This window comes from Amycolatopsis sp. BJA-103 (assembly GCF_002849735.1).
Taxonomy (GTDB): Bacteria; Actinomycetota; Actinomycetes; order Mycobacteriales; family Pseudonocardiaceae; genus Amycolatopsis.
Window position 1 is genome coordinate 7,329,856 of the sequence record NZ_CP017780.1, and the last position, 26,507, is coordinate 7,356,362.

At 68.7% G+C, this 26,507-nt stretch carries 25 protein-coding genes; 12 read left to right on the plus strand and 13 right to left on the minus strand.

The genetic code is table 11. The features are described from left to right. Positions 1-83: 83 nt before the first annotated feature. The 5 genes from BKN51_RS32680 to BKN51_RS32700 all read left to right on the plus strand — a co-directional run bounded on the left by BKN51_RS32680 (position 84) and on the right by BKN51_RS32700 (position 4,956). A complete protein-coding gene (locus BKN51_RS32680; RefSeq protein WP_174720566.1) occupies positions 84-899 on the plus strand; it encodes a lysozyme in 816 nt (271 codons plus the stop codon). Positions 900-1,086: 187 nt separating this feature from the next. Then, the gene (locus BKN51_RS32685; RefSeq protein WP_101611281.1) at positions 1,087-1,932 is read left to right on the plus strand and encodes a lysozyme; all 846 of its coding nucleotides are present in this window, start codon (positions 1,087-1,089) and stop codon (positions 1,930-1,932) included. 186 nt (positions 1,933-2,118) lie between these two features. Continuing rightward, on the plus strand, positions 2,119-3,003 hold the full coding sequence (locus BKN51_RS32690; protein ID WP_101611282.1) for a Twin-arginine translocation protein TatA: 885 nt from the start codon (positions 2,119-2,121) through the stop codon (positions 3,001-3,003). A 4-nt stretch (positions 3,004-3,007) separates the two neighbouring features. Beyond that, complete coding sequence (locus BKN51_RS32695; protein ID WP_101611283.1) at positions 3,008-4,114, plus strand: pentapeptide repeat-containing protein; 1,107 nt, start codon at positions 3,008-3,010, stop codon at positions 4,112-4,114. Further along, entirely contained in the window at positions 4,111-4,956 is an 846-nt protein-coding gene (locus BKN51_RS32700) for a hypothetical protein (protein ID WP_101611284.1), read from the plus strand. Before BKN51_RS32695 ends, BKN51_RS32700 begins: the two co-directional genes overlap by 4 nt. A gap of 74 nt (positions 4,957-5,030) precedes the next feature. Here BKN51_RS32700 and purL read toward each other — a convergent pair whose 3' ends face one another. Further along, the gene (gene purL / locus BKN51_RS32705) at positions 5,031-7,316 is read right to left on the minus strand and encodes a phosphoribosylformylglycinamidine synthase subunit PurL (protein WP_101613595.1); all 2,286 of its coding nucleotides are present in this window, start codon (positions 7,314-7,316) and stop codon (positions 5,031-5,033) included. Positions 7,317-7,435: 119 nt separating this feature from the next. Between purL and BKN51_RS32710 the strand changes: the two genes are divergently transcribed. Next, entirely contained in the window at positions 7,436-9,061 is a 1,626-nt protein-coding gene (locus tag BKN51_RS32710) for an ABC transporter ATP-binding protein (protein ID WP_101613596.1), read from the plus strand. Positions 9,062-9,172: 111 nt separating this feature from the next. Further along, on the plus strand, positions 9,173-10,900 hold the full coding sequence (locus BKN51_RS32715) for an ABC transporter ATP-binding protein (protein ID WP_101611285.1): 1,728 nt from the start codon (positions 9,173-9,175) through the stop codon (positions 10,898-10,900). Positions 10,901-11,045: 145 nt separating this feature from the next. On the opposite strand, the gene purQ is transcribed toward BKN51_RS32715, so the two are convergent. Then, positions 11,046-11,729 carry a phosphoribosylformylglycinamidine synthase subunit PurQ gene (purQ, locus tag BKN51_RS32720; protein ID WP_101611286.1) on the minus strand — a complete coding sequence of 228 codons (684 nt, stop codon included), beginning with the start codon at positions 11,727-11,729 and terminating at the stop codon, positions 11,046-11,048. Continuing rightward, positions 11,726-11,965, minus strand: coding sequence for a phosphoribosylformylglycinamidine synthase subunit PurS (purS, locus tag BKN51_RS32725; protein WP_101611287.1), 240 nt, complete (start codon positions 11,963-11,965; stop codon positions 11,726-11,728). The genes purQ and purS overlap by 4 nt, the downstream gene beginning before the upstream one ends. A gap of 66 nt (positions 11,966-12,031) precedes the next feature. Here purS and BKN51_RS32730 point away from each other — a divergent pair, with 66 nt between their 5' ends. Together BKN51_RS32730 and BKN51_RS32735 are read left to right on the plus strand one after the other, a co-directional pair. Continuing rightward, complete coding sequence (locus BKN51_RS32730) at positions 12,032-12,805, plus strand: hypothetical protein (protein WP_101611288.1); 774 nt, start codon at positions 12,032-12,034, stop codon at positions 12,803-12,805. 105 nt (positions 12,806-12,910) lie between these two features. Further along, complete coding sequence (locus BKN51_RS32735) at positions 12,911-14,491, plus strand: GMC family oxidoreductase (RefSeq protein ID WP_101611289.1); 1,581 nt, start codon at positions 12,911-12,913, stop codon at positions 14,489-14,491. A gap of 107 nt (positions 14,492-14,598) precedes the next feature. Here BKN51_RS32735 and BKN51_RS32740 read toward each other — a convergent pair whose 3' ends face one another. Together BKN51_RS32740 and BKN51_RS32745 are read right to left on the minus strand one after the other, a co-directional pair. Further along, on the minus strand, positions 14,599-16,101 hold the full coding sequence (locus tag BKN51_RS32740) for an aldehyde dehydrogenase family protein (RefSeq protein WP_101611290.1): 1,503 nt from the start codon (positions 16,099-16,101) through the stop codon (positions 14,599-14,601). A 33-nt stretch (positions 16,102-16,134) separates the two neighbouring features. Then, on the minus strand, positions 16,135-17,274 hold the full coding sequence (locus tag BKN51_RS32745; protein WP_101611291.1) for an MFS transporter: 1,140 nt from the start codon (positions 17,272-17,274) through the stop codon (positions 16,135-16,137). A 62-nt stretch (positions 17,275-17,336) separates the two neighbouring features. Between BKN51_RS32745 and BKN51_RS32750 the strand changes: the two genes are divergently transcribed. Together BKN51_RS32750 and BKN51_RS32755 are read left to right on the plus strand one after the other, a co-directional pair. Then, positions 17,337-18,281 carry an ArsR/SmtB family transcription factor gene (locus BKN51_RS32750; RefSeq protein WP_101611292.1) on the plus strand — a complete coding sequence of 315 codons (945 nt, stop codon included), beginning with the start codon at positions 17,337-17,339 and terminating at the stop codon, positions 18,279-18,281. A 33-nt stretch (positions 18,282-18,314) separates the two neighbouring features. Continuing rightward, positions 18,315-18,950 carry an MBL fold metallo-hydrolase gene (locus tag BKN51_RS32755; protein WP_101611293.1) on the plus strand — a complete coding sequence of 212 codons (636 nt, stop codon included), beginning with the start codon at positions 18,315-18,317 and terminating at the stop codon, positions 18,948-18,950. Here the strand turns inward: BKN51_RS32755 and BKN51_RS32760 are convergent. From BKN51_RS32760 to BKN51_RS32775, 4 genes are all read right to left on the minus strand, one after another. Further along, positions 18,940-20,097, minus strand: coding sequence for a DUF418 domain-containing protein (locus BKN51_RS32760; RefSeq protein ID WP_101611294.1), 1,158 nt, complete (start codon positions 20,095-20,097; stop codon positions 18,940-18,942). The genes BKN51_RS32755 and BKN51_RS32760 overlap by 11 nt on opposite strands. Before the next feature lie 80 nt (positions 20,098-20,177). Continuing rightward, positions 20,178-20,924: a TetR/AcrR family transcriptional regulator gene (locus tag BKN51_RS32765; protein ID WP_101611295.1), complete on the minus strand. Its 747-nt coding sequence runs from the start codon at positions 20,922-20,924 to the stop codon at positions 20,178-20,180. Then, complete coding sequence (locus tag BKN51_RS32770) at positions 20,921-21,637, minus strand: DUF2334 domain-containing protein (protein WP_174720479.1); 717 nt, start codon at positions 21,635-21,637, stop codon at positions 20,921-20,923. The genes BKN51_RS32765 and BKN51_RS32770 overlap by 4 nt, the downstream gene beginning before the upstream one ends. Before the next feature lie 63 nt (positions 21,638-21,700). After that, positions 21,701-22,582 carry a phosphoribosylaminoimidazolesuccinocarboxamide synthase gene (locus tag BKN51_RS32775; RefSeq protein WP_101611296.1) on the minus strand — a complete coding sequence of 294 codons (882 nt, stop codon included), beginning with the start codon at positions 22,580-22,582 and terminating at the stop codon, positions 21,701-21,703. Between the two features lie 35 nt (positions 22,583-22,617). On the opposite strand from BKN51_RS32775, the gene BKN51_RS32780 reads away from it, so the two are divergent. After that, positions 22,618-23,424 carry an SAM hydrolase/SAM-dependent halogenase family protein gene (locus BKN51_RS32780; RefSeq protein ID WP_101611297.1) on the plus strand — a complete coding sequence of 269 codons (807 nt, stop codon included), beginning with the start codon at positions 22,618-22,620 and terminating at the stop codon, positions 23,422-23,424. On the opposite strand, the gene BKN51_RS32785 is transcribed toward BKN51_RS32780, so the two are convergent. From BKN51_RS32785 to BKN51_RS32800, 4 genes are read right to left on the minus strand one after another with little or no spacing between them, the layout of a single operon-like run. After that, positions 23,307-24,194 (minus strand): MOSC domain-containing protein, encoded by an 888-nt coding sequence (locus BKN51_RS32785; protein WP_174720480.1) that lies wholly within the window; start codon positions 24,192-24,194, stop codon positions 23,307-23,309. The genes BKN51_RS32780 and BKN51_RS32785 overlap by 118 nt on opposite strands. Positions 24,195-24,220: 26 nt before the next feature. Then, on the minus strand, positions 24,221-24,961 hold the full coding sequence (locus BKN51_RS32790; RefSeq protein ID WP_101611298.1) for an amino acid ABC transporter ATP-binding protein: 741 nt from the start codon (positions 24,959-24,961) through the stop codon (positions 24,221-24,223). Next, a complete protein-coding gene (locus BKN51_RS32795; RefSeq protein ID WP_101611299.1) occupies positions 24,958-25,716 on the minus strand; it encodes an amino acid ABC transporter permease in 759 nt (252 codons plus the stop codon). Before BKN51_RS32795 ends, BKN51_RS32790 begins: the two co-directional genes overlap by 4 nt. Continuing rightward, complete coding sequence (locus BKN51_RS32800) at positions 25,717-26,499, minus strand: ABC transporter substrate-binding protein (protein WP_101613598.1); 783 nt, start codon at positions 26,497-26,499, stop codon at positions 25,717-25,719. Between the last annotated feature and the right edge of the window lie 8 nt (positions 26,500-26,507).

Sequence of the window (26,507 nt, forward strand, 5' to 3'; positions counted from 1 at the left end):
CCAATTTTTTCCGCCTGAAGGCAACTCTTTCGAGTGATGTTCGAGTCGCTGATTCCCTTGTCCCGGGGGATCGTGGCGACGTGATGAGTCGCAGAGTGTGTTCAAAAGGCTGGGGGGCCGTCCTCGCGGCGGGGGTCTTGCTGCTCGCACAGACCCCCGCCATCGCACGGGAAGCGGGGCCCAGATACGACGGGGCCGAGGAGCACTACGCCGGTTCACAGATCGCGCTGCACGAAGGCGTCAATGTGTCGGTAGGGCCGCTGTACGGCGGCGAAGCGCAGACGCTCGGTCATGACGTCAGCGGACACCAGGGTGAAGTCGACTGGCCCGGCGCGGCCAGAACCGGCGCGAAGTTCGTCTACGTGAAGGCGACCGAGGGCACCGGATTCGTCAATCCCCGGTTTCCCCAGCAGTACAACGGTTCTTACGGTGTCGGCATGATCCGCGGCGCATACCACTTCGCGCGTCCCGACATCTCGGACGGCGCCGCGCAGGCGCATTACTTCGTCGACCACGGCGGCGGCTGGTCCAAGGACGGCAAGACGCTGCCGGGCGCGCTCGACGTCGAGTACAACCCGTACGGCGAAACCTGTTACGGCAGGACGCCGGCGCAAATGGTCGCGTGGATGGCGTCGTTCGCCGAGACCTATCTCTGGCGGACCGGACGGCATCCGGCGATCTACACGTCGACGAGCTGGTGGAAGCGCTGCACCGGGAACAGCAACGTGTTCTGGCAGAACCCGCTGTGGATCGCGCGCTACAACACGGAGATCGGCGAGCTGCCCGCCAGCTGGAAGACCCACACCATTTGGCAGTTCTCGAACAAGGGCAGCCTGCCCGGCGATCAGAACTGGTTCAACGGCACGGAAGATCGCGTACGCGCGATGTCGATCGGCTGAACTCTCACCCGACCGGGTGTTACAAGATCACAGAACACCGTCCAGATGGAAATGAAAATCACCCACGCATAGCACCAATTTCACGGAAGTTAGTGACAAACCCGGCACTCGTCGTCAACAATCGTGCCCGGACGGCTACCTGCAGTTAGTCGTCCTCAGCGAGGGTTATCCGTGAAGGGATTGTCGTATGCGCACTTCCCGAAGAGTCACCATCGCCGTCGGTTCCGCGCTGCTCCTGCTCAGCAGCACGGTCCAGGCGTCGGCCGCCCCGTCCCCGGAGATCATGTCGATCGAACAGGATCTCGTGCAGAACGACCACACGATCGGATCGCAGATCCGGCGGGTCGAGGGCGACACCTCCACCCCGGAATCCAAGGAGAAGGCGGCCCGGCCGCAGCCTGAAGCCGGCGTGCTCGCGACCGTCGCGGGGATGGACGTCGCCAGCTACCAGCAGAACGTCGACTGGGCCTACTGGTGGGGTCAGGGCAAGCGCTTCGTGTGGACGAAGGCCACCGAGGGCACGAGCTACAAGAACCCGTACTTCGCCCAGCAGTACAACGGTTCCTACGGCCAGGGCTTCATCCGCGGCGCGTACCACTTCGCCCTGCCCAACGTCTCCGGCGGCGCGGCGCAGGCCGACTTCTTCGTCAACAACGGCGGGGGCTGGTCCAAGGACGGCAAGACGCTGCCGGGCGCGCTGGACATGGAGTACAACCCGTACGGCGCCACCTGTTACGGCCTGAGCCAGGCGTCCATGGGGGCATGGATCCGGGCGTTCCACGACCGCTACCAGCAGCGCACCGGCCGCTGGCCCGTCATCTACACCTCGACGAGCTGGTGGAACACCTGTGTCGGCACGTCGCAGAACTTCGGTGGCACGGTCCCGCTGTGGGTCGCGCGATACGCGTCCACCGTCGGTGCCCTTCCCAACGGCTGGGGCTTCTACACCGTGTGGCAGTACACCTCGAGCCCGCTCGACCAGAACACCTTCAACGGCGCCTACGACCGCTTGCAGGCACTGGCCAACGGCTGAGCTGCGCATTTCGTGAACAACCGGCTCCCGGCCCGCTCGTCCCGAAGGACGAGCGGGCCGGGAGCCGCTTTCTCGCGCGAGGTACCTTTCCGAGCAGAAACCCCTGGCACGGGCGGATCCGGAACCAGCGCCGACCGCCGGCCGTCTGATCTCCAGCCTCAGGCCCCAGCACGGAAGGCGTGACCGATGACCTACCCACCCCAGCCAGGCCAGCCCTACGGCCAGGATCCCCAGGGACAGCAGCCCGGCGGGCCTCCGCAGCCGGGTGGCTGGGACCAGACGCAGCAGTACGGTCAGCCTCAGCAGTACGGGCAGCAGCAGGGCTGGGACCAGACCCAGCAGTACCAGCAGCAGCCTCAGCAGGGTTGGGACCCGAACGCGCAGCAGCAGCCTCAACAGGGCTGGGACCAGACGCAGCAGTATCAGCAGCCCCAGCAGGGCTGGGACCCGAACGCCCAGCAGCAGGGCTGGGACCCGAACAACCCGGGCTACCCGCAGGGTTACGGCGGCCCGCCCGCGCCGCCGTCGAAGAGCAAGACCGGGCTGATCATCGGGATCGTGATCGGCTTGGTCGTGCTGATCGCCTTCGGTGTCACCGGCTTCCTCGCGCCGGGCTTCCTGCTCAACAAGGACGACGGCAACAACACGGCCGCGCCGCCGCCCGCTTCGTCGTCGAGCAAGGCGCCGACTTCCGCGCCGAAGAGCAGCCCGAAGTCGAGCGCGCCCAAGAGCAGCCCGAAGAGCACCGAAAGCGGGGGCACGGGTTCCGAAGGCAACCCGAAGGGCGTCCAGAACCTCAAGGACTTCCTGGCCAAGGTGAGCGCCGGGGACAAGGCGGGCGCGCTGTCGCTGGTCTGCGCGGACATGAAGGCGACCATGGGCGACTCGATCGACATCATGGCCCCGGCGCCGTCGCAGCTGGAGGTCACCTCGACCGCGGGTATCGGTGACGGTTTCATCACCGGTGACATCGAGGGCACGGTCAAGGGCAAGAAGGTGAGCGGGTCGGGGATCTCTTCGGACGACAACCCGGACAAGTCCTTCTGTGTCCGCAACTTCTTCGTATTCTGAGCGAATGAAGCGGTTGCTCCGCTCCCCGTTGCTCTGGACGTTCGTCGTCTCCCTCGTGCTGCTGCTCGCCGTCGGCGGCTGGTTGCTGACCGATCCGGCGACCAGCCGCAGCGAGGCGCTGAAGACCGGCGGCATCGCCGGTGGCGCCATCGTCGCGCTCTACGCCTTGTGGCTCAACGACCGGCGGCGCCGGGTCGAGGAGCGACGGCAGGAGATCGAGCGGCAGCGGCAAGAGCTCGAACTACGGCGGGCCGACCAGGACCGGGACCGGATCTCCGACGAACGGTTCGCGAAGGCCGTCGAACTGCTCGGGCACGACGCCGACCAGGTACGGGTGGGGGCCCTGCACGCACTGGCCGGGCTGGCCCGCGGGCGGGCGATCTACAAGCAGACCGTGCTGGACATCCTGTGCTCGTACCTGCGGCGGCCGTTCGAGCATCCGCGGTACGAAACGGCGAAGCGGCAAGGGAACACGCCTCCCCAAGAAGGAAGCGTGGAGCAGGCCCAGGAACTCCAGGTCCGGCAGACCGCCCAGCGACTCATCGGGGAACTGCTCCCGGCCGCGGATTCCGAGGGCACCCCGGGATACGACCTCGACCTGACCGGGGCGGTGCTGGAGTACTTCGACCTTTCGGAACGGAAGATCGGCAAGCTCCTGCTGCGCTACGCGGGTTTGTACAGCAGCACCAACCTGTCCGGCTGCGTGTTCCTCGGGCCGGTGTACCTGACCGGAGCGGGGACGGCCAAGAAGAAGCTGATCGGCTTCTTCCGCTGCGACAAAGCCCGGTTCGAGCAGCGGGCGTGGTTCAGCGGAGTGCAGTTCAGCGAAGACGTCGAGTTCCGCGGCACGGTGTTCGCGGGTGAGGCTTCCTTCAAGGACAGCGTCTTCGCGAAGGACGCCGTCTTCGCCGGAGCCGAGTTCAAGGAGACGCTGGATCTGCGCCGCGCGCGGTTCGAGGGCTACAGCGACCTGAGTTTCCGCGAGCCGCCCGGCACGGTGTCGCTGTACAACACGACGGTGGAACCGGCGAGGGACCACGAACTCCCGGCGGGCTGGACCGTCGAGACCCTGCCTGACGGCCGTGCCCGGCTGACGGTGAAGGACTCATGAAACGTCTGCTCAGGTCACCGCTGTTGTGGACGTTGCTGTCTTCGGTCGCCGTGCTGGTCGGGGTCACCGCCTGGCTGCTCATGGATCGCGCGACGAGCCGCGGGGACGCGCTCAAGACCGGTGCGCTGGCGGGCGGGGCGATCGCCGCGCTCTACGGGCTCTGGCTCAACGACCGGCGGCGGCGTACCGAGGAGGACCGGCACGAGATCGAGCGCAGCCGGATCTCCGACGAGCGCTTCGCCAAGTCGATCGAACTGCTGGGCAACGACGCCGACCAGGTCCGGGTCGGGGCGATGCATTCGCTCGCGGGCCTGGCCAGAACGCGGCCGGAGTACCGGCAGACCGTGCTCGACGTGTTGTGCGCCTACCTGCGGCGGCCGTTCGACCATCCGAAGTTCCCGAGTGACACCGAGTGGGACAAGGAAAAAAAGGCTGAGGCCGAACGTGAGCGGCTGGTCCGGCGCGCGGCCGAACGGCTGATCCGCGACATCCTTCCCCACACCGGGACCACCGGGCCGACGCTTTCGCTCAATCTCAGCGACGCCCGGCTCGACAAGCTGGGACTGCTCGGCAGGCGGGTCGGCTGGTTCGGCGCGGATCGCTGCGAGGTGCTGACGTATCTCGACCTCACCGACACCCAGCTCTCCGGGAAGTTCCTGCTGGAGAACGCGACGATCCACGGCGAGTTCGTGCTCACCCGCTCGAGCTTCGAGCGGAAGGTGTCGCTGGTCGACACGGTCGTCTCGGCGCCTGTCGACTTTAGTGAAGCTACTTTTGTGGAGCCGCCGTCGCTGGAGGGCGTGAAACTCGCGACCGGGTCGGTTCTGCCTAGAGAAAGCTGAAGGACGCTTTCCCCTCATGTGATGGGAGGAAAGCGTCCTTCGCCGCGTCCTATGCGGGGAAAGGCCCCTTCAGCTCAGTTGAAGAGCGCCGGGAGGGTCTTCTCCCAGGTCTCACGAAGCTCGTCCAGGGTGAACTCGGTGATGTCCTGGAGTTCGAGCGAGCCCGACTCCGGGTCCACCACACCGGTCTTGCGCCACGGCAGGCCGCGCGCGGTCAGCATCTCGGTGAACCGCAGTTCCTCGGTGCGCGGCACGGCGACCAGCACCCGGCCCGCGGACTCGGAGAACAGCTGCACGAACGGGTCCTGCTCCGAGTCGAGGAAGACGCGGGCGCCGCACTGTCCGATGAGGACGGTCTCGACGAGCGTCTGGATCAGGCCGCCGTCGGAGACGTCGTGCGCGGCGGAGATCATGCCGTCGCGGGAACCGGCGATGAGGATGTCGGCGAGCAGCTTCTCGCGCGCCAGATCCACGCGAGGCGGGAGTCCGCCGAGGTGGCCGTGCAGTTCGCGCGCCCAGGCGGAACCGTCCAGCTCGTCGTGGGTCTCGCCCAGCAGCAGCAGGGTTTCCCCGGCCTCGGCGCCGATGCCGGTCGGGATGCGGCGGGTGACGTCGTCGATCACGCCGAGCACGCCGACCACCGGCGTCGGCAGGATGGCCACGTCACCGGTCTGGTTGAAGAAGCTGACGTTGCCGCCGGTGACCGGGATGCCGAGCTCGACACAGCCGTCGGCAAGCCCGTGCACGGCCCGCTCGAACTGCCACATCACGCCCGGGTCGGTCGGCGCGCCGAAGTTCAGGCAGTCCGACACCGCGACCGGCTTCGCGCCGCTGGTGGCGACGTTGCGGTACGCCTCGGCCAGCGCGAGCTTCGCGCCCTCGTACGGGTCGAGGAAGACGAACTTGCTGTTGCAGTCGGTCGAAACGGCGACGCCGCGGCCGGTCGACTCGTCGATCCGGATGACGCCGGAGTCCGACGGCTGCGCGGACACGGTGTTACCGCGCACGTAGCGGTCGTACTGGGAGGTCACCCATTCCTTCGAGGCCTGGTTCGGCGACGAGATCAGCTTGAGGATGTCGGCGCGCAGTTCGGCCGGAGTGGACGGACGCGGCAGCTTCGCCGAGGTGTCGGCCTGCAGGGCGTCCTGTGTGGACGGACGCTGGATCGGGCGGTCGTACACCGGGCCCTGGTGCGCCACGGTGTGCGCCGGGACGTCGACGACGATCTCGTCGTCCCAGGTGATGACCAGGTGCTCGCCGTCGGTGACCTCGCCGATGTCGGTGGCGATGACGTCCCACTTCTCGCAGACCTTCATGAACGCCTCGACGTTCTCCGGCGAGACGACCGCGCACATGCGCTCCTGCGACTCGCTGGACAGCACCTCCGCCGGGGTCATCCCGGTGGCGCGCAAGGGAACCCGGTCGAGGTAGATGTGCATGCCGCCGTCACCGGCGGCCGCCAGCTCCGAGGTCGCGCAGGAGAGCCCGGCGCCGCCGAGGTCCTGGATGCCGACGACGAGCTTCTGCGCGAACAGTTCGAGACAGCACTCGATGAGCACCTTCTCGGTGAACGGGTCGCCGACCTGGACGCTGGGCAGCTTCTTGCGGCCGCCCGAGGATTCGTCGCCGGAGAACGTGTCACTCGCCAGCACGGACACGCCGCCGATGCCGTCGAGGCCGGTGCGCGCGCCGAACAGGATGATCTTGTTGCCCTTGCCGGAGGCGAAGGCAAGGTGCAGGTCCTCGACGCGCATCGCGCCGACGCACAGGGCGTTGACCAGCGGGTTACCGGAGTAGCTCGGGTCGAACACGAGCTCGCCGCCGATGTTCGGCAGGCCGAGGCAGTTGCCGTAGCCGCCGACGCCGGCGACCACACCGGGCAGCACGCGGCGCGTGTCGGGCGCGTCGGCCGGGCCGAACCGCAGCGCGTCGGCCACGGCCAGCGGGCGCGCGCCCATCGCCATGATGTCGCGCACGATGCCGCCGACGCCGGTCGCGGCACCCTGGTAGGGCTCCACGTAGGACGGGTGGTTGTGGCTCTCGACCTTGAAGGTGACCGCCCAGCCCTCGCCGATGTCGACGACGCCGGCGTTCTCGCCGATGCCGGCGAGCATCTTCTCCTTCATCTCGGGAGTGGCCGTCTCACCGAAGTAGCGCAGGTGCTTCTTCGAAGACTTGTACGAGCAGTGCTCGCTCCACATCACCGAGTACATCGCCAGTTCGGCGTCGGTCGGACGGCGGCCGAGGATCTCCCGGATCCGGGCGTACTCGTCTTCGGCGAGGCCGAGCTCGACGTACGGCTGGGTCTGCTCCGGAGTTGCCTCGGCGCGTGCGGTGGTGTCGACGTCGGTGCTGGTCACGGTGTCCACATCAGGGTTCGCCACGGCCGCCAGAATAAGGGAGAGGGTTGTTCACCTTGCGGTCGCCCACGCATAAATCGGTCGCGCCGATGGTGGTGATCCGCTTACCGTCGATAATCGTGCTTTCCGCCACATACCCCCTTCCGCGACTACGCCTGCCCGCCAAGCCGACGGCCTGGCGGTACCTCGTCAGGATGATGCTCGCGCGCCCGGGACTGCTCGCCGTCTCGGCGATCAGCGGTGCGCTCTGGTCGCTGCCGATCGCGCTGCTGCCGGTCGCGATCGGCCGGGGCATCGACGCGATCGGCCGCGGTGACTCGGCCGACGTCTGGCAGTGGGGGCTCGCGGCCGCCGGGCTCGGGATCGCGCAGACACTCGCGGGCACGGTGCAGCACTTCGCGTCCTACGGCTGCTGGATCCACGGCGCCGGGGTCACCCAGCGGCTCGCCACCGAACACGCGGCGAAGCTGGGCGTGAACCTGCGGGACACGACCACCACCGGTGACGTGGTCGCGATCACCACCAGCGACATCAACCCGATCGGCGACTCCTTCGAGGTACTCGGCCGGGCCTTCGGTTCGCTGATCGCGTTCATCGTGTGCGCGACGGCGCTGCTGACGACGTCCCCGCTGCTCGGGCTGGTCGCGCTGGTCGGCGTGCCGCTGGCGGTGGTGGGCATCGGCCCGCTGCTGAAGCCGCTGGAGAAGCGCCAGACGAAACAGCGCGAGGAGAAGACCGACGTCAACGCGCTGGCCGCGGACATCGTCTCCGGCCTGCGGATCCTTCGCGGCGTCGGCGGTGAGAAGCAGTTCCTCGACCGCTTCCGCCGCTCCAGTCAGCGGGTCCGGGCGGCCGGTGTCCAGGTCGGCCGCAGCGAGGCGTGGCTTTCGGCGGCGGAGGTCGCGCTGCCGGGGCTGGTCACGGTGGTCATCACCTGGCTGGGCGCGCAGCTGGCGATCAACGGCAGCATCGGCGTCGGCGAACTGATCACGTTCTACGGCGTCTCGGTGTTCCTGGTGATCCCGGTGACGACGGCGACCGAGTTCGCGGGCGTGCTGAGCGCCGCGCTGGTTTCGGCGCGCAAGGTGTGCAAACTGCTGACCACCGAACGTACGCTCGCCGAACCGGAGTCGCCGGTCCCGCTGCCGGAAGGCCTGCTGGACCTGTACGACGGGACGTCCGGGATCAAGGCAGAGGCCGGGAAGCTGACCGTGATCGACGTCGGCGCCGATGCCGAGGCGGTGGCTTCGCGGATGGCGCGGTTCACCGATCCGAGTGAACCTGCCCTGGTCGGCGGGGTCCCGGTGGATCAGGTCGCCCTCGGCGAACTGCGGCGTCGGGTGGTCTACGCCCACAACCAGGACATCTGGTTCTCCGGGGTGCTGCGCGAGCAGGTCGCCCCCGCGGAGCCTGGCGACGTCGAGATCACCGAAGCGCTGTACGCGGCGGACGCCGACGACATCGTGGAGGCGCTGCCCAACGGCGTCGACGAGGTCATCGGCGAACGCGGACGCGAGGTTTCCGGTGGTCAGCGGCAACGGCTGAACCTGGCCCGCGCGCTGGCGACCGACGCCGACGTCCTGCTGCTCGACGAGCCGACTTCGGCCGTCGACGCGCATACCGAAGCTCGTATAACCGAACGCGTCGCGAAGCTGCGGCGCGGCAAGACCACCGTCGTGTTCAGTCAGAGTCCATTGTGGACGCATGTGGCCGATGTGGTCGTGAGTACGAAAGTGGTGGCCTGAAGACGGAGTTGCCGCGCCCGCCTTTGGCCGAAGGCCTCGCGAATCCGTTGGCGGGCCGAAGGCCCTCCGGCGGGTTCGCGACGACCACCTCGGGGGTAAGGAAATGACAGCATGAAGAAGCTGCCGCTGGCAGACAAGAAAGACGTCCGACGCTGGATAAAGGAGACCGCGCGGGACAACAAGCGCGAGTTCTCCGTGATGCTCGGCCTGTTCTGCGTCGCGACCGCGATCGGGCTGGCCGGGCCGCAACTGCTGGGCTCGCTCGTGGACGAGGTCGTCGAAGGCACGACGACCACCACGATCACCTGGCTCGCGGTCGCGTTCGTGGTCGTACTGGGCGCGCAGGCGTGGTTCAAGGGCCTCGCGCGGCTGCGCGCGCGGGTGTTCGGCGAGCGGATCCTGGCGCGCAACCGCGAGGAGTTCGTCGGGAACGCGCTGAACCTGCCGCTGGGCACGGTCGAAGCGGCGGGTACCGGTGACCTGCTCAGCCGGGCGACCACCGACGTCAGCCGCATCGACCACGCGGTGCGGTTCGGCGCGCCGGAGATCCTGATCGCCGCGGTCACGGTGGTGTTCACGGTGGTGGCGATGGTGATCACGTCGCCGTTCCTGGCGCTGGGCCTGCTGATCGCGCTGCCGCTGCTGGTGCCGGTGAACATCTGGTACCAGCGACGGGTGCCGGACGTGATGCGGCGGATGCTGGACCGCTGGTCCGAGCTGCAGTCGACCACGCACGAGACCGCGGAGGGCGCGCGGACGGCCGAGGCGCTGAACCTGACCGGCCGCCGGGTGAAGAGCGGGCACGACGGTCTCGACGAGGCGATGCTGGGCGAGCGCAAGATCCGGGCGCTGCAGATGTGGTGGATCCCGTCGCTGGAAATCAGCTACGTGCTGCCGGTGCCGGTGATGCTCGGGCTGGGCCTGCTCGCCTACTCGAACGGCTGGGAAGGGCTCGGCACGATCACCGCGATGCTGCTGTATTCGCAGGTCATGACAGGTCCGCTGAACGAGGCGCTGTTCTGGCTCGCGGACATGCAGGTCGCCGGGGCCTCGCTGCGACGGCTGCTGGGGGTGCGGCCGTCTTCCTCGGCGGCTTCGGTTTCGGAAGCTCCGCGCGGTCAGGACATCGAGGTCCGCGACGTGCGCTTCGGCTACAACGCGGACCGCGAGGTACTGCACGGGATCGACCTGCGGGTGCCCGCCGGTGAACGGCTGGCGATCGTCGGGCCGTCGGGTGCGGGCAAGTCGACGCTGGGACGGCTGCTGGCCGGGATGTCGGCGCCGACGTCGGGTTCGGTGCGGATCGGCGGGGCCGAGGTGTCGACGCTGCCGGACGACGTCCTGCGCGGTGAGGTCCTGCTGCTGACCCAGGAGCACCACGTGTTCGCGGGAACGCTGCGGGACAACCTCACGCTGCCCGCCGGTGACTGGTCCGACGAGCGGCTGCTGGCCGCACTGGCCTCGGTCGGCGCGTCGGAGTGGGTGGCCGGGCTGCCGGACGGGCTGGACACGAAGGTCGGGGCCGGGGCGGTCGCCGTCCCGGCGGCGATGGCGCAGCAGCTGGCGCTGGCGCGGGTGGTCCTGGCCGACCCGCACACCCTGGTGCTGGACGAGGCGACGTCGCTGCTGGACACGGGTTCGGCGCGGGAACTGGAGCGGTCGCTGAGCGCGGTGCTCGAGGGGCGCACGGTGATCGCGATCGCGCACCGGCTGCACACCGCGGCCGCGGCGGACCGGGTCGCCGTCATCGAGGGCGGCAAGGTGACCGAGCTGGGTTCGCACTCGGAGCTTTTGGCGGCGGATGGGCCTTACGCGGCTCTGGTGGCCGCTGCCTCCTGAAGTGCTATGAAAGTCCCCTTCATTGCAAATTTTGCAATGAAGGGGACTTTCATAGCACGCGCTCAGGCGGAAACGGTGTCTCCCCAAGGGCGCCCCGCGCCCGACGGAGACTTCACATCGCGCGCCGCCCTTCGGCGCGTTTACGTCAGCGCGCGATCAAAGACAGGGCGTCCACGGCGCTATAGAACATGCCGAGGCCGTCATCGGAGGGCCCGGTGAGAGCGTCGATGGCGTGCTCCGGATGCGGCATGAGACCGACCACACGGCCGTTCTCGCTGCGGATCCCGGCGATGTCGTTGCGCGAGCCGTTCGGGTTGCCGCCGGCGTAGCGGAACACGACGCGGCCTTCGCCCTCCAGCTCGTCGAGGGTGGCCTGCTCGGCGACGAAGCAGCCGTCGATGTTCTTCATCGGGATGAGGATCTCGGCGTCTTTGTCGTACCGGGTGGTCCACGCGGTGTCGTTGTTCTCGACCCGCAGCCACTGGTCACGGCAGATGAAGTGCAGGCCCGCGTTGCGGATCATCGCGCCCGGCAGCAGCCCGGCCTCGCACAGGATCTGGAAGCCGTTGCAGATGCCCAGCACCGGCATGCCCTGGTGGGCGGCCTCGATCACCGACGACATCACCGGCGCGAACCGCGCGATGACGCCGGCGCGCAGGTAGTCGCCGTAGGAGAAGCCACCCGGGATGACGACCGCGTCGACCCCCTTGAGGTCCTCGTCGGCGTGCCACAGCGGGACGGCTTCGGCGTCGGCGTAGCGGACCGCGCGGGCCGCGTCACCGTCGTCGAGCGTGCCCGGGAAGGTGATGACCCCGATCCGCGCGCTCACGCGTCGACCCGCTTGATGGTCCACTGCTCGATGACGGGGTTCGCGAGGAAACCTTCGGCGATCTTTTCGAGTGTCGCATCGTCGACGGAGTCGTCGACCTCGATCTCGAAGTGCTTGCCCTGGCGGATCTCAACGATCCCCGTGAAGCCGAGACGACCGGACGCGCCGAGCGCGGCCTGCCCCTGCGGGTCGAGGATTTCGGGCTTGGGCATGACGTCGACGACGACTCGGGCCACGGCAGGCTGCTCCTTATTCACGCAGGTCGTGGGTACCGCCCGAGCCTACTTCACTACGGTTGCCGCATGACCTACGGGCAGTACGCGCCGCCGAAGAAGCCGAAGACCTGGCTCTGGATCACCCTCGTGCTGGTCTTCGTCCTGATCGCGGGAGGTGTCGCGTTCACCGGCTTCGTGACGCCGGGGTTCTTCAAGTCGAAGGCCGACACCACGTCACGCGCGACGCCGGAGCAGCTCAGCCAGTCGTTCGTGAACGGCGTCAACGAAGAACGGGTCAGCCAGCTCTGGTGCGCTATCCGGTCGAAGCGGTCTTACGCCTTCGAGCAGGCCATGGCCACCGCTGCGGGCGCACAGCTCAGCACGCCCGCGCACCAGCGTGCGGCACAGGAGTACTCGGCCGCGTTCACCTCCGCCGGCCTGGCCGTCGGGATCGCGATGATCCCCGGCGAAGGCGGCTGGTGCGTGCGCGACGCCAAGGTCGGCGGCGAGCCCGAGCCCCTGCCCGGCATCGAAACGCGGCCGTCACCGCGCCCCGACGTCAAGACCGGGGAGGAGGCGGGGACCAAGTTCGTCGACGCGATCAACGCCCGTGACATCCCGGCCGCGTTGTCCGTGCTGTGCGACAAGGTGCCCGACACCACCCGCGACGGCGTTCAGCAGGTCATCCACGGTGAGGCGAGCTACACCGTCGACAAGGCCGACGTGCTGACCACCGCAGAGCAGACGATCCTGCACCTCTCCGGTCTCATCGACGGTGTCCAGGGCCCAGGGCGGGTCGAGACCGAGGACGGCGCCGAAGGCGGCCCCTGCGTGACCTCTTTTTCACCCGACTCCGACTGAGCGCGCCTCAATCCTTCGACTGGGGGATGCTCGGAGCGCGGCGCTGGGCCAAGATGAGCCCATTGGCGGGGCGCCAACACCGGGTGAGCAGCAGCAGGAGGCACCGTGGCCGATCAGGACTCCTTCGACTACGTCATCGTCGGCGCGGGCAGCGCGGGATGCGTGCTGGCGAACCGGCTGAGCGAGGATCCGTCAGCACGGGTGCTCCTGCTCGAGGCGGGCGGCGAGGACGACGCCGACGAGATCCACATCCCCGCCGCGTTCCCCGGCCTGTTCAAGACGAAGTGGGACTGGAACTACGAGACGGTCGAGCAGAAGCACACCGGCAAGACCCTGTACTGGCCGCGAGGGAAGACGCTCGGCGGCTGCTCGTCGATCAACGCGATGATCTACATCCGCGGCAACCGCGCGGACTACGACGGCTGGCGTGACGGGCACGGCGCCGAGGGCTGGGGTTTCGACGACGTCCTGCCGTACTTCAAACGGGCGGAGGGGAACCAGCGGCTCGGCGGGCCGCTGCACGGCACCGATGGGCCACTGAACGTCGAGGACCGCCGCTTCACCCACGAGCTTTCCCACGCCTGGGTGGATTCCGCGGTCGCGTGGGGTCTCAAACGCACTGACGACTTCAACGGCGAGTCACAGGAAGGCGCCGGCGTCTACCAGGTGACGTGCAAGAAGGGCCGCCGCTGGTCGACGGCCGACGCGTACCTGCGGCCCGCTTTGACCCGCCCGAACCTCACCGTGCGAACCCACGCGCAGGCGACCCGCATCGTCTTCGAGGGCACGCGCGCGGTCGGCGTGTCCTATTTGGACAAAGGCGTGGAGACCACGGTGCGCGCGTCCGCCGAGGTCCTGCTCAGCGGCGGCGCGGTGAACTCGCCGCAGCTGCTGATGCTGTCCGGCGTCGGCCCGGCGGAACATCTGCGGGAGCACGGGATCGACGTCGTGGCCGCCCTTCCCGGCGTCGGCGAGAACCTGCACGACCACCCGGCCTGCGGGATCATCTGGTCGACCCGCGGCACCAGCGACCTGGTGGACGCGGCGACGCCGGGCGGCCTGGTGCGCTACCAGCTCACCAAACGCGGCCCGCTGACCTCGAACATCGGCGAAGCGGGCGCGTTCTTCCCCGCCGCGGACGGCGCTTCGCCGCCGGACATGCAGATCCACGTCGCGCCGACGTTGTTCTACGACAACGGGATGCGCGAGCCGACGGTGCCGGGCTTCACGTCGGCGGCGACCCTGGTCGACGTCGCGAGCCGGGGCCGCCTGCGGCTGAAGTCGTCGAATCCGTTGTGGAAGCCCGAAATCGACCCGGCCTACTACGCCGAATCCGTGGACATGGAGAAGATGCTGGCCGGGATGCGGGCCCTGGTGGAGATCGGGAAGTCCGGTCCGCTGGCGCGTTACCTGGACAAGCCGTTCCTGCCGGAGCGCCACGACCTGAGCGACACCGAACTGGCCGACTACGTGCGCGAGAAGACGCAGACGCTCTATCACCCGGTGGGGACCTGCTCGATGGGGACGGGCGAGAACGCCGTCGTCGACCCGTCGCTGAAGGTGCGCGGGGTGGACGGGCTGCGGGTGGTGGACGCGTCGGTGATGCCCGTGGTGCCGCGCGGGAACACGAACGCGCCGACGATCATGGTCGCGGAGAAGGCGGCGGACCTCATCCGCGGCGGGTGACCGTCCCTTTCACGCTCCCGGGAATGCTATGAAAGGCCCGTTACTTGCAAAATTTGCAAGTAACGGGCCTTTCATAGCGCGCGCTGGGGGGGTGACGAACGGGAGGCTCAGCGCTTCCCGTGCAGGACGGTGATCAGCTTCGCCACCAGGGCATCGGTCTTTTCCTTGCGGGAGAACGAGGTCAGCACGATCGGCGCGGTGAACCGCTGCCGCGCGACGGCCTTCGGCCTGGCGAACTCGCGCAGGCCTTCCGGGCCGTGGATCCGGCCGAAGCCCGAGTCGCCGACGCCACCGAAAGGCAGCGAAGCGATACCAGCGAAGGAAAGCGGCGCGTTGATCGACGTCATGCCGGTGCGCAGGCGGGCGGCCAGTTCGAGGCCGCGCGACTTCGAGAACACCGTCGAACCGAGGCCGTACTTCGTGTCGTTGGCCTTCTCGACGGCCTCGTCCATGTCGCGGACCTTGGCGATGGTGACGGTCGGGCCGAACGTCTCCTCTTGGACCGCCGAGGAGTCTTCCGGCACGTCGACGAGCACTGTCGGCTGCACGTAGCGGTCTCCGACCGCGTCGACGCCGCCGACCAGCGCCTTTCCGCCGCGTTCGATGGCGTCCGCGATGTGGCGCTTGATCACCGCGAGCTGCGAGGGCATCGTCACCGGGCCGTACTGCGCGGCCTCGTCCGAACCGGCCCGCACGTCCTTCGCCTTCTCGACGACCTTCGCGACGAACTCGTCGTGCACGCGCTCGTGGACGTACACGCGCTCGACGCCGATGCAGGTCTGGCCAGAGTTGGAGAACGCGCCCCAGACGGTCGCGTCGGCGGCGGCTTCGAGGTCGGCGTCCGCGTCGACCAGGACGGCGTCCTTGCCGCCGGCCTCGATGATCACCGGAGTCAGGGTCTCGGCGGCCGCAGCCATGATCTTCTTGCCCGTGCCGGTCGAGCCGGTGAAGGCGATCTTGTCGACGTTGGCGCTGACGAGCGACGCGCCGGTCTCGCCGAAGCCGGTGATCAGCTGCAGCACCGGCCACTCCGGGACGACCTCGGCGAAGGCGTCGACCAGCCATTTCCCGACGCCCGGTGTGTACTCGCTCGGCTTGAAGACGACGGTGTTGCCGGCGGCGAGGGCGTAGGCGATGGAGCCGAGCGGGGTGAAGACGGGATAGTTCCAGGGGCCGATCACGCCCACGACGCCGAGCGGCTGGTACTCGACCGTCGCCGCCTGGTTCGACATCATCAGCCCGGCAGCGCGGCGCTGCTTGCCGAGGATCTTGCGCGCGTTCTTGCCCGCCCACGCGATGTGCTCGATGGCGAGGACGCTCTCCAGCTGCGCGTCGGCGAGCGGCTTGCCGGTTTCGTCGCGCACGACCTGGCACAGCTGCGGCAGCCGCCGGGTGATGACGCCCTTCCAGCGGCGCAGCCGCTCCGCGCGCCCGTCGTAACCGAGCCCGGCCCACCACTCGGCGGCGTCCCTCGCACGGGCGACGGCGGCGCGGACGTCCTCCCTGCTGTGCACCGGGTAGGTGCCGACGACCTCGTCGGTCGCCGGGCTGAGGGAATCGAAGGTCTCCCCCACGCTGTGCGCGGTCGGCTTCGGCTGGACTGCGGTCATCGACTTCTCCCGTGTCTCGGCTCAAAGCCCAGGCTACGACGTTACTGACGGCGTGCCAATAGCTCTGGGGTGTGCCACCAGCATTCCACAGGAGACAAGGGCCGCGAGGACACCGAGCAGCGGGCACAACCACACCGGCAGCACCCCGATCGCCAGCGAACCCAGCCCGAACCCCGAAGCCTGCACGGTGAAAGCCAGCGAGAAGCCCTCCGCCCGGCGTCGCTCCGGCAGGAGTTTCTGCAGGTTGACCGACGAAACGGCCATCAGCGGGCCGGTGCAGAGCCCGATCAGCGCGACCCCGCCGAGCAGCCCGGCCCATCCGAAGCCCGCCGACACCACGATCCCGCCGAGCACGAAGCCCGCCAGGAACAGCCGAGGATCGCCGACCTTCCCCCGCGCCGCGTAGAGCGCGCTCCCGGTGATGCTGGCGACACACAGCACGATGATGACGATCGCCGTCGTCGAATCGGGGGCGCCGAGGCGCTGGACGAGCGGCAGCAGGCCGACTTCGATGGTCGACAGCAGCAGTCCGACGGTGAACAGCCCCATCAGCCAGGGCACACAGGCGGCGATCGGGATCGCCTGGTGCTCGACCGTCCTTTGTGGATCACGGGAGATGGTTCGCCGTGGCACGAACAGGGCCGCGAGCAGCGCGACGACGGCCATCGCGAGCACCGGGACGGCCGGACCGGACGTCGCCAGGAGCGCCACCAGCAGCGGCCCTCCGACGATGACGCCTTCGAGGATCATCGCGTCGATCGAAACGGCGCGAGGCAGTTCCTCCTCGGTCACCGTTCCGGCGAGCAGCGTCCGGAAGCCGCCGTTCAGCCCGCCCGCGACCAGGCCCGGCGGGATCGCCAGCGCGAGCAGCACCAGGTCCGGGGCGCCCGCGGACGCGACCGCGGCCAGCAGGAACAGTCCCGCGGCGACCAGCGACAGCATCACGACGAGACCCCGCGCGGGTCCGACGCGGTCGAGCAGCCGCCCGGTCGGCACGGCGCCTGCCATTTCGGCGGCGACGAAGACGGCCATCATGATCCCGCCGAGCCGGTACGAGCCGGTCGTCGCGGTGGTCAGCACGGTGAAGGCCAGCGGCGCCATCGTGGCGGGCAGCCGGTTCAGCTGCACCCCCGCCGACCAGCGCCAATACCCGGAGTTGCGGAGCAAGGTCATAGCAGGAGACCCTGCCGGACGCGGCCTGGCGAGAACCATTGATTAGGGCATAGCCTAATCAGATGATCGAGCTGGTCCTGACCGCCGAGAGCGCCAACCGCGTCCGCTTCGGCATCTCCCCGCTCGACGAGACCATGGGCGCGATGCAGACCCTGCTCGGACGGCGCGGGCATCCGAGTCACCTGCCGTGGCTGCGCGAGGCCGCCGCGAAACTGCCGGACCTGCCCATCGACGACTTCGCCAAGGTGATGAGCGCGCGGCACTACATCACCGACTTCCTCAGCCCACCGCCGAGCGGGCCGGAGACCACCGCGTCGGCCCAGCTCGCCGAAATCCGCCGCACGCCGACGGAGCAGGTCGCGCGCGAACTGTCCAAAGTGGACGCCGACCTGAGCGGGCTCCCCGACGACCCGGCCGAGGCCAGGGATCTGCTGGCCGCCCAGATGGAGATCGCCTGGACCGAACTGGTCGAACCGCACTGGCCGCGGATGCGCCGGTTCCTCGTCGCCGACATCGAGGAACGCTCGCGACGGCTGGCCGCGGGCGGCGTCGCGCTGGTGCTGGACGACATCCACCCGCGCGTGCGGCTCGTCGACGACGTCCTGGTGATCGAGATGAAGGAACGCAGCCGCTTCCCCCTCGACCGGCGGGGGCTCCTGCTGATCCCCGGCGTCTTCGCCTGGCCGTCGGTCGGGGTGATCACGATGGAACCGTGGCAGCCGTCGCTGCTCTACCCGGCGCGCGGTGTCGCCGAACTCTGGTCGGAGCCCGGCCGCCCGTCCGGTGCGCTGGCCGGGGTGCTCGGCCGCACCAAGGCCGCGCTGCTCACGACGCTCAACGAGCCCGCGAGCACCACCGAGCTGGCGCGAAGGCTGGACTTCTCCGCGCCGACGGTCTCACAGCACTTGACCGCGATGCGCGCGGCGGGCCTGCTGGACACGCGGCGGCGCGGGCGCGAAGTCCGCTATCTGCGCACCGAACTTGGCGACGCCCTCCTCCGGGCATAGGCTGGAAATGACCTACCGCGAAGGAGAACACCGATGCGTATTGTCCACTTTGGACACGCTTGCACCCTTCTGGAGACCGAGGGCGCGCGGATCCTGATCGACCCAGGCACCTTCTCGGTGGGTTTCGAAGGCGAACGTGAGCTGGACGCCATCCTGATCACCCACCAGCATTTCGACCACCTCGACGCGGAGAGGCTGCCCGCGCTGCTGGAGGCGAACCCCGGCGCGCAACTGATCGTCGACCCCGGCTCGGCCGACGCCGTGCGGAAGCTCGGCGCCGAGTTCCAGATCGCGAATCCCGGGGACGCCTTCGGTATCGGCTCCAGCGGCGTCAACGTCGTCGGTGGTGAGCACGCGGTGATCCACGAGGACATCCCGGCGATCCCGAACGTCGGCTACATCGTCGACCACGGCGCCTTCTACCACCCGGGCGACTCGTTCTTCGTGCCCGAGCAGAAGATCGACGTCCTCGGCCTGCCGACCGGCGCGCCCTGGCTCAAGGCGGGCGAAGCGGTCGACTACCTGCGCGCGGTCTCCCCGCGTCTCGCGGTGCCGATCCACGAAGCCGTCCTGGCGCGGCCGCAGATGCACTACGGCCTGTTCGCCAACCTCGCCCCGGAAGGCACCGAGGTCAAGGTCCTCGACGTCGGGGAGCCGGTCAAGCTTTAGCGCGCCGGTAAGCGAGCTTCCGCACCAGGATCTCCGCCGGGCCCCGGTAACCCTTGCGGTGCATCAGGTACGCGACGACGACCGACAGCAGCCACACGCCCAGACCGCAGGCGGCCGCCACGAACGTCGGATCACTCGCCTGGCCGCCCAGACCCAGCATGAACGGGGGCGCCAGGATCAGCCACGCCACCGACTGGAACAGGTAGGCGCTCAGCGTGCGCTGGCCGAGGGCGGAGATCGCGGTCACGACCACGCCTCGCTTCTTGTCGACCGCCATGCCGATGAGGCCGAACAGGCTGATGTAGCCGACGGCGCCGAACAGACCGCCTCCCTCGTACAGCATTTTGGCGAATCCGGCGGTCTCGGCGTCGAGCTGCAGGTAGTCACCGGCGAAGAGGCCCATCGGCAGCCCGGCCGCGATCGCGACACCGAATCCGCCGAACACGCCGACGAGGAGAAGGTTCCGATTCGGCTCCTCCAGAATCCGCTTTTTCGCGGCCCACGCGCCGACCCAGACGAAGAGGATCGAAGGCAGCAGGATCGCCGTGATGGCAGGCCATTCCGTGAGGCGCGCACGCAAGGCATCGCCATAGGTCGGTGCCAGGGACGACACGTCTTCGGGTGACGGGACCGGCGCGTTCCCGGAGTTCCCGGTGAGCACCAGATACATCAGCACGGCGAGGTAGCAGCCGGCGAAACCCAGGTACAGCGCCGGAATTCGATAGAACCCTTTACCGCGTCGCAAGAGCAGCAGAACGAACACGACGCCGATGAGCCCGTACGCGCCGAGCACGTCACCGGAGAAGAACAGCACCCCGTCGACGGCACCGAAGGCCAGCAGCCACGCGTGCCGCCGCAGCAGGACGCCACGCGTCCGCGTCCACGACTGCCCCAAAGCCTGCTGCCGGTCGGCGAACTGCACCAGCCCGTAGCCGAGCATCATGCCGAACAACGGCAGCGCGCACGCGTGCACGAACACGAACAGCACCACGAAGTACGGCCGTTCCAGCCCTTCCGGTGTCTGATCGACTCCCGGTGAGTTCCCCAGAAAGATGCTCGCGGTATGCGCCAGCGCGACCAGCAGGAGCGCGAAACCCCTGGCCAGATCGGGAGCGAGCACCCGCTCACTCGTCGGCAACGACTCCATGTTTCCCCCCTTCGAACCCCATTAGTATCCAACGTACACTAAATAGTGTCCGACAGATACTAATGACGAAGCGGGGCTTGTCAGTTCGCGTCGATGAGAGCGGCCACACCGTCGAGGACGACGTCGAGGCCGAAAGTGAAGTCCGAGTCCTCGGGCTGCTCGGGCCCGCCGAGTCCGGCGGTCAGGAAACCCACCGCGTCGGGGAAACGCTCCGGGTCGATCAGTTCGGCGAGCCCCTTGCCGTAGGCCTGCTCGGCCTGGGCCTGGCTCAACCCGCTGTCCTTCCGGCCCTCGGCGAGCTGGATGGCCTGCGCGCACGCGAGGCGGACATAGCCGCCGATCAGGACCAGGACGCCGCCCTTGGTACCCCAGTCGAGGCCGGTATCGCGCAGCGTACGCAGGATCGCGTCCATCCAGGCGACCGAATTCGGGCCCGCCGGAGGACCGGAGAGCGGCAGTTCGACGAGCCACGGGTGGCTCATCAGCACCTCGCGGTTGGCCTGGGCCAACCTGGTCAGCCCGGCCCGCCAGCCGCCCGACGGCACCGGTGACGGCGGATCACCGATCGCGAAGTCGGCCATCAGCTCCAGCAGCTCCGCCTTCGAGCCGATGTGGCGATAGAGCGACATCTTCGTGACGCCCAAGTCGTTCGCCACGTTCGCCAGCGTCACGTTCGAGACGCCTTCGCGGTCGGCGAGGGCCACCGCGGCCGCCACCACACTGTCGATGTCGAGCACCGACGGCCTGCCGCGCGTCGGACGCTCCGACCGCCGCCAGAGCCGCATCAGCGTCGCCTGTGCGTCACTCCGGCCGGCCTCGTCGGTCATCCCGTCAATTTAACCCGCGTTCGCGAGAGCGAGCCGTAGGTGGTGCCGAACGCGCGGTTCTCCAGCGAGACGTCGACGGCGTCGAGGAACGCCTGCCGCAGTCCCGGCCGGGCGAGGTCCGCGGCGTCGATGCCGAGCCGCACGAGCCCGCCGCGGCGGGCGGCCCGGGCGGCGGCCAGCACCAGCGCGAAGCACCGGACGGTCTCCGTCCGGTGCGACGGGCCGCCGAACTCCTGCACCCTGGCGCGCTGGACCCGGCCGGACACCAGGTCCCGCACCGAGACCAGGTCCGCGCACAGGGTGAAACCGTGCTCGCGCAGGGCCTGCACGGTGCCCTCCGACGCGATCCAGCGCGGTGGCGCGAATCCGTCGACGGCCATCCCGGTGGTGTCGAGCGCCGCCTTCGCCGCGATCAGCCGCAGCCTCGCCTCGTGGGCGGGAAGAGCCGCGAACTCGGCGCGTTTGCCCAGGTAGACAGCGCGATGGGTAGGGGTGATCTGGTGGTCGTAGCCGTGAAGGAGGACAGAGTCGCCGCGGGTGCGGCGGGTCCGTACCCACTCGGTCACCGGGCCCTCGCCGGTCCGAGCGGCGTAGAGCACGGACAACGGGACCTTGCGCCTGTCGAGCTCGGCCGCGAGGTCGGCACAGCGGTGCAACGTCCGGGTGGTCACGCCGGACAGGGAAACCAGCAAACGTGCGTCCACGGTGCCCATTGGGCCAGACCGGTCTTGCGCCGGACTGACGGCGGAGTAAACGCGGCAGGTCAGCCGGGCGAATCAGGTGGGCCAGTCGTCGAGCGAACAGCCGGTGATACGTTCGTACGCTTCGATGTACCTCGCCCTGGTGGCGGCGACGATCTCGTCGGGCAACGGTGGCGGCTCCGGTCTCTCGAGGCGGTGCCAGCCCGACAACGGACCGGTGAGCCAGTCGCGCAGCGGTTGCTTGTCGAACGACGGCCGCGGGCGGCCCGGTGTGCAGCCTCCCGCGGTCCAGTAGCGGGACGAGTCCGGGGTGAGGACCTCGTCGGCTAGCACGAGGTTCCCGTCGGGGTCGATGCCGAATTCGAGCTTCGTGTCCGCGAGCAGGATGCCGCGTTCGGCGGCGAACTCCGCCCCGCGGCGATACACCGCCAGGGTCGCCTCGCGGACTTCCTCGGCCCGTTCGCGGCCGAGTTGCCCGACGACGTCGGCGAAGGCGATGTTCTCGTCGTGCGAGCCGTGGTCGGCCTTGGTCGCGGGAGTGAAGATGGGTTCGGGGAGCCGGGAGGATTCGGTCAGACCGGGCGGGAGTTCGACCCCGCAGACGGTGCCGTGCGCGCGATAATCGGCGAGGCCGGTGCCGGTGAGATAGCCGCGGGCGACGGCTTCGAACGGCAGCATCGCCAGCCGTCGCACCAGCAGCGCCCGGCCGCGGACCTCGGCGGGGATGCGTTCGTCGTCGTAGGAGACCAGATGGTTGGGGAGGACATCGGAGAGCTGGGAGAACCAGAACACGCTCATCGCGGTGAGCACCCGACCCTTGTCCGGGATGGGCGTGGTGAAGATGACGTCGTAGGCGGAGATCCGGTCCGAAGTGACGAGCAGCAGATGCTCGTCATCGACGGCGTAAAGCTCACGGACCTTGCCGGCGGCGATCTTCGGGTATTCGAGCGTCGTCACGGCTGCACCCTAGCGATCAAGGATGATGGCTGATCATGCCGATCCACTGCGTTTCGTTCACCACCGACTACGGGCTGAGCGACGGTTTCGTGGCCGCGTGCCACGGGGTGATCGCGCGGATCGCGCCCGCCGTCCGGCTGATCGACGTGACCCACGAGGTGCCTCCGCAGCAGGTCAGGACCGGGGCCGAAGTGCTCGCGCAGACCGCGCCCTTCCTGCCGGAGGCGGTGCACCTCGCCGTCGTCGACCCCGGAGTCGGCACCGCGCGGCGCGGTGTCGTGGTGGTCGCGGAGCGCGGAATCCTCGTCGGGCCCGACAACGGACTTCTGCTCCCGGCGGCGGATGCACTCGGGGGAGTGAAAGCCGCCTTCGAATTGACGGCCCCGGAATACCGCCTTCCGGTGATGTCGTCGACGTTCCACGGACGCGACATCTTCGCCCCCGCGGCGGCGCATCTCGCGCTCGGCGTCCCGCCCGGCAGTTTCGGCCCCAGCGTCGAAAACCTCGTGCGGCTGCCGGATCCGTTCGTCGCGGTGTTCCCCGGCAAGCTGGTGTCCGAGGTGCTCACGGTCGACCACTTCGGCAACGTCCAGCTCGCCGCGAGCCCCGCCGATCTCGCCTTGTCCGGGCTGTCCGGCACGGTCTCGGTCAGCAGCGAACACGTCCTGGTGAAGGCACTGGTCGGCGACACCTTCGGCACGGTGCCGCCGGGCTGGAACGTGCTCTACACCGATTCCGCGGGACGGCTCGCGGTCGCCGTGAACGGCGGTTCGGCCGCCGACGTGCTCCGGCTGGGGCCCGCCCAGGAGTGCACGATCACCTCGTCGCCGACGGCCAGCTGACCCGGCCCGGTCACCGCCATCTTGATGCCGAACGAGACGCCGCCCTCGGGTTCGCGCCGGTAGTCGGCGAGCGAACGGATCGGCTCCGGACCGGCCTTCTTGCCGGTTTCCTGGTCGACCATCGGCACGGTGCAGCGGATGCAGACCTTGGCGTAGCCCAGCTCCAGGCCGCCGATGGTGAGCGAGCGGACTTCGTCCTCCCGATGCGGCTCCGGCCAGCCCGCCACGACGATGTTGGGCCGGAAACGGTCCATCGGCACGGCCTCGGCGCCCCGGGACGCGATCCGCTCGTTCAGACCGTCCAAAGAGGACTCTGAGGTCAGCAGGATCGCGTGCGCGTCGGCGAAGGCCGCGGTGCCCGCGATCTCGCCGTTGGTGACGCGCTCGTGCTCCGGCGAGAGCCCGACGAACACCGACGGCAGACCGAGGACGTCGGAGAACCACTCGGCGGCCTCGTCGCCCTGGTGGACGCCCTTGCCCTGCCAGGTGAACGTCGCCGCGGGATGCCGCGGCCCGTCCGGGATCACCTCGACCAGCAGATCTTCGGCGCCGGGAGCGGCGAGCCGCAGGCGGGCGCCGTCATCGAGCACCTCGGCCCGGATCGAGGCCATCACCGGATGCTTCCGCTGGCTGCGGAACTCCCCCTCCGGGGACACGACCATCCAGGCACGATCGAACCTCAGACCCGCCGGGGTGACGTCGGCCGTTTCGACCGACGTCCCCGCGCAGCCTTTGACCGGGTAATAGACCAGCTTCGCCACTCTCGCCATGGCCGCAGATTAGCGAGTCGCCCGCGTCAGAGCACCTGGGATAGGAAACGCTGCAGGCGGTCGCTCTGCGGAGCGTCGAAGATCGCCTCCGGAGCGTCATGTTCGACGATCTTCCCGTCGTCCATGAACGCGACCTCGTCGGCGACTCCGCGCGCGAAGCCCATCTCGTGGGTGACCACGAGCAGCGTCAGCCCGCGCTCCGCGAGGCCGGCCATCAGGTTGAGGACCCCCTTGACCAGCTCCGGGTCGAGAGCGCTGGTGGCCTCGTCGAACAGCATGACCTCGGGCTCCATCGCGAGCGCCCGCGCGATCGCGACCCGCTGCTGCTGCCCGCCCGAAAGCGCGCTCGGCCGGTACGGCGCCTTGTCGGCGAGGCCGACCTCGGCGAGGCGGGCGTGCGCGATCTCGGCCGCCTCCTCCTTGCCGAGCTTCCGCACGCTGCGCAGCGGCAGGGTGATGTTGTCCAGCACACTGCGGTGGCCGAACAGGTTGAAATGCTGGAACACCATCCCGACCCGCTGGCGCAGCGCGTCCGGGTCGGCGGAGATGACGCTCTCGCCGCCCAGCAGGAGGTCGCCCGAGTCGGGCTCCTGGAGGCGGTTCACGCAGCGCAGCAGGGTCGACTTGCCGGAGCCCGACGGCCCGATGATGCAGGTCGTGCGGCCCTTCTCGACCTTGAGGTCGACGCCCTTGAGCACTTCGAGGGTGCCGAAGGAGACGTGGATGTCGCGGAGTTCGACGCTCGACGAACGTACTGCGGCCGTCATGACATCGGCACCTTTCCGGCGTTCAGGAGTCCCAGCTCGCCGCCGTCGTCGTCAACGCGGACCTTCTTGCCGGTGCGCAGCTTCTTGTCGATGTAGTTGACCAGATGCGTCAGCGGCACGGTGATAACCAGGTAGACGACGCCTGCCGCGACCAGTGGCGACAGGTTCCCGGTGTTGGCCGCGAGGTCCTGCCCGATGCGGAACAGGTCGCGCTGCTCGGCGAGGAAGCCGAGGAAGTACACCAGGCTGGAGTCCTTGACCAGCGCGATGAACTGGTTCACCAGCGCGGGCAGTACCCGCCGCACCCCCTGCGGGATGATGACGAGCGCCATCGACTTGGTGTAGCTCATGCCCAGCGCGCGGCTGGCCTCCATCTGTCCTTTTTCGACACTCTGGATACCGGCGCGGAAGATCTCGCCGATGTACGCGGCCGCGATCAGGCTCAGCGCCAGAATGCCCAGCGGATAGGGATTCCGCGACAGCGACGGGATGAGGATCCCACCGCCCTGCCCGATCACCAGGATGGTCAGGATGGCGGGAAGGCCCCGGAAGATGTCGGTGTACACCCGGGCGGGCCAGCGCAGCCACGCCTTGCTGGACAGGCCCATCGTGGCCAGCAGCATGCCGAGCACGGTGCCGATCAGTGCCGAGAACACCGACAGGATCAGCGTGTTCAGCAGGCCCGTGCCGAGGAGGTCCGGGAAGACCTCCCAGATGTACTCCCATTTCAGGAAGGTGTTGAAGAAGTCGTCCACTTACTGCTTCCCGGCTTTGAATTCCGCGGGCACCGGCGCGTTCGGTTCGAAGCGCTGGTGCACCCTTTCCCAGGTCCCGTCGGCGATGACCGCCTTGAGCCCGGCGTTGATCTTGCCGGCCAGCTCGGTGTTGCCCTTCTTGACCGCGAAACCGTGCGGGATGGTCGTGGTGATCGCCTTGACCACCTTGAGTTTCGCGTCCGGGTTCTTCGCCGCGTAGTCCTCGGCGGTCGCCTGGTCGAAGATGGCGCCGTCGATCGCGCCGGTCTTGAGCGCGGCCAGCGTCGCCGCGTCCTGCGGGAACCTCACGGCCTGCGCGTCAGGCGCGTTGGCCGCCAGCCAGCTGTCCGACACCGTGCCCTGCACGACCCCGATCCGCTTGCCCGCCAAGGATTTCTCGTCGGTGATGCCGGCGCCCTCGCGGGCCTCGATACCGAGCGACTGGTAGTTGTACGGCATGGAGAAGTCGACGGTCTTGCGGCGCTCGTCGGTCTGGGAGATCCCGGAGCTGCCGATGTCGAACCTGCCGGTGGCGACCTGGCTCAGCAGCGTCGCGAACTCGGTGGAGACGAACTCGAGTTTCAGGTTCTGGTTCGCGGCGATGGCCTTCAGCAACTCGTTGTCGAACCCGGTGAACACGCCGTTTTCCTGATAGGCGTTGGGTTTCGAGTCGCTGAGCGTACCGACGCGGAGCGTGTCACCGCTCGCGCTCTCACCGCCGCCGCACGCCGCCAGTACCGCCAAGAGAGCGGCACTGACGACGGCGGCGAGTGACTTCTTCATCGTGATCC

Excerpts from the sequence above, each read along its gene's own strand:
- BKN51_RS32680 (WP_174720566.1), top strand. The coding sequence starts at position 84 with ATGAGTCGCAGAGTGTGTTCAAAAGGCTGGGGGGCCGTCCTCGCGGCG.
- BKN51_RS32685 (WP_101611281.1), top strand. The coding sequence starts at position 1,087 with ATGCGCACTTCCCGAAGAGTCACCATCGCCGTCGGTTCCGCGCTGCTC.
- BKN51_RS32690 (WP_101611282.1), top strand. The coding sequence starts at position 2,119 with ATGACCTACCCACCCCAGCCAGGCCAGCCCTACGGCCAGGATCCCCAG.
- BKN51_RS32695 (WP_101611283.1), top strand. The coding sequence starts at position 3,008 with ATGAAGCGGTTGCTCCGCTCCCCGTTGCTCTGGACGTTCGTCGTCTCC.
- BKN51_RS32700 (WP_101611284.1), top strand. The coding sequence starts at position 4,111 with ATGAAACGTCTGCTCAGGTCACCGCTGTTGTGGACGTTGCTGTCTTCG.
- BKN51_RS32715 (WP_101611285.1), top strand. The coding sequence starts at position 9,173 with ATGAAGAAGCTGCCGCTGGCAGACAAGAAAGACGTCCGACGCTGGATA.
- BKN51_RS32730 (WP_101611288.1), top strand. The coding sequence starts at position 12,032 with ATGACCTACGGGCAGTACGCGCCGCCGAAGAAGCCGAAGACCTGGCTC.
- BKN51_RS32740 (WP_101611290.1), bottom strand. The coding sequence starts at position 16,101 with ATGACCGCAGTCCAGCCGAAGCCGACCGCGCACAGCGTGGGGGAGACC.
- BKN51_RS32745 (WP_101611291.1), bottom strand. The coding sequence starts at position 17,274 with ATGACCTTGCTCCGCAACTCCGGGTATTGGCGCTGGTCGGCGGGGGTG.
- BKN51_RS32750 (WP_101611292.1), top strand. The coding sequence starts at position 17,337 with ATGATCGAGCTGGTCCTGACCGCCGAGAGCGCCAACCGCGTCCGCTTC.
- BKN51_RS32755 (WP_101611293.1), top strand. The coding sequence starts at position 18,315 with ATGCGTATTGTCCACTTTGGACACGCTTGCACCCTTCTGGAGACCGAG.
- BKN51_RS32760 (WP_101611294.1), bottom strand. The coding sequence starts at position 20,097 with ATGGAGTCGTTGCCGACGAGTGAGCGGGTGCTCGCTCCCGATCTGGCC.
- BKN51_RS32765 (WP_101611295.1), bottom strand. The coding sequence starts at position 20,924 with ATGACCGACGAGGCCGGCCGGAGTGACGCACAGGCGACGCTGATGCGG.
- BKN51_RS32770 (WP_174720479.1), bottom strand. The coding sequence starts at position 21,637 with ATGGGCACCGTGGACGCACGTTTGCTGGTTTCCCTGTCCGGCGTGACC.
- BKN51_RS32780 (WP_101611297.1), top strand. The coding sequence starts at position 22,618 with ATGCCGATCCACTGCGTTTCGTTCACCACCGACTACGGGCTGAGCGAC.
- BKN51_RS32785 (WP_174720480.1), bottom strand. The coding sequence starts at position 24,194 with ATGGCGAGAGTGGCGAAGCTGGTCTATTACCCGGTCAAAGGCTGCGCG.
- BKN51_RS32790 (WP_101611298.1), bottom strand. The coding sequence starts at position 24,961 with ATGACGGCCGCAGTACGTTCGTCGAGCGTCGAACTCCGCGACATCCAC.
- BKN51_RS32800 (WP_101613598.1), bottom strand. The coding sequence starts at position 26,499 with ATGAAGAAGTCACTCGCCGCCGTCGTCAGTGCCGCTCTCTTGGCGGTA.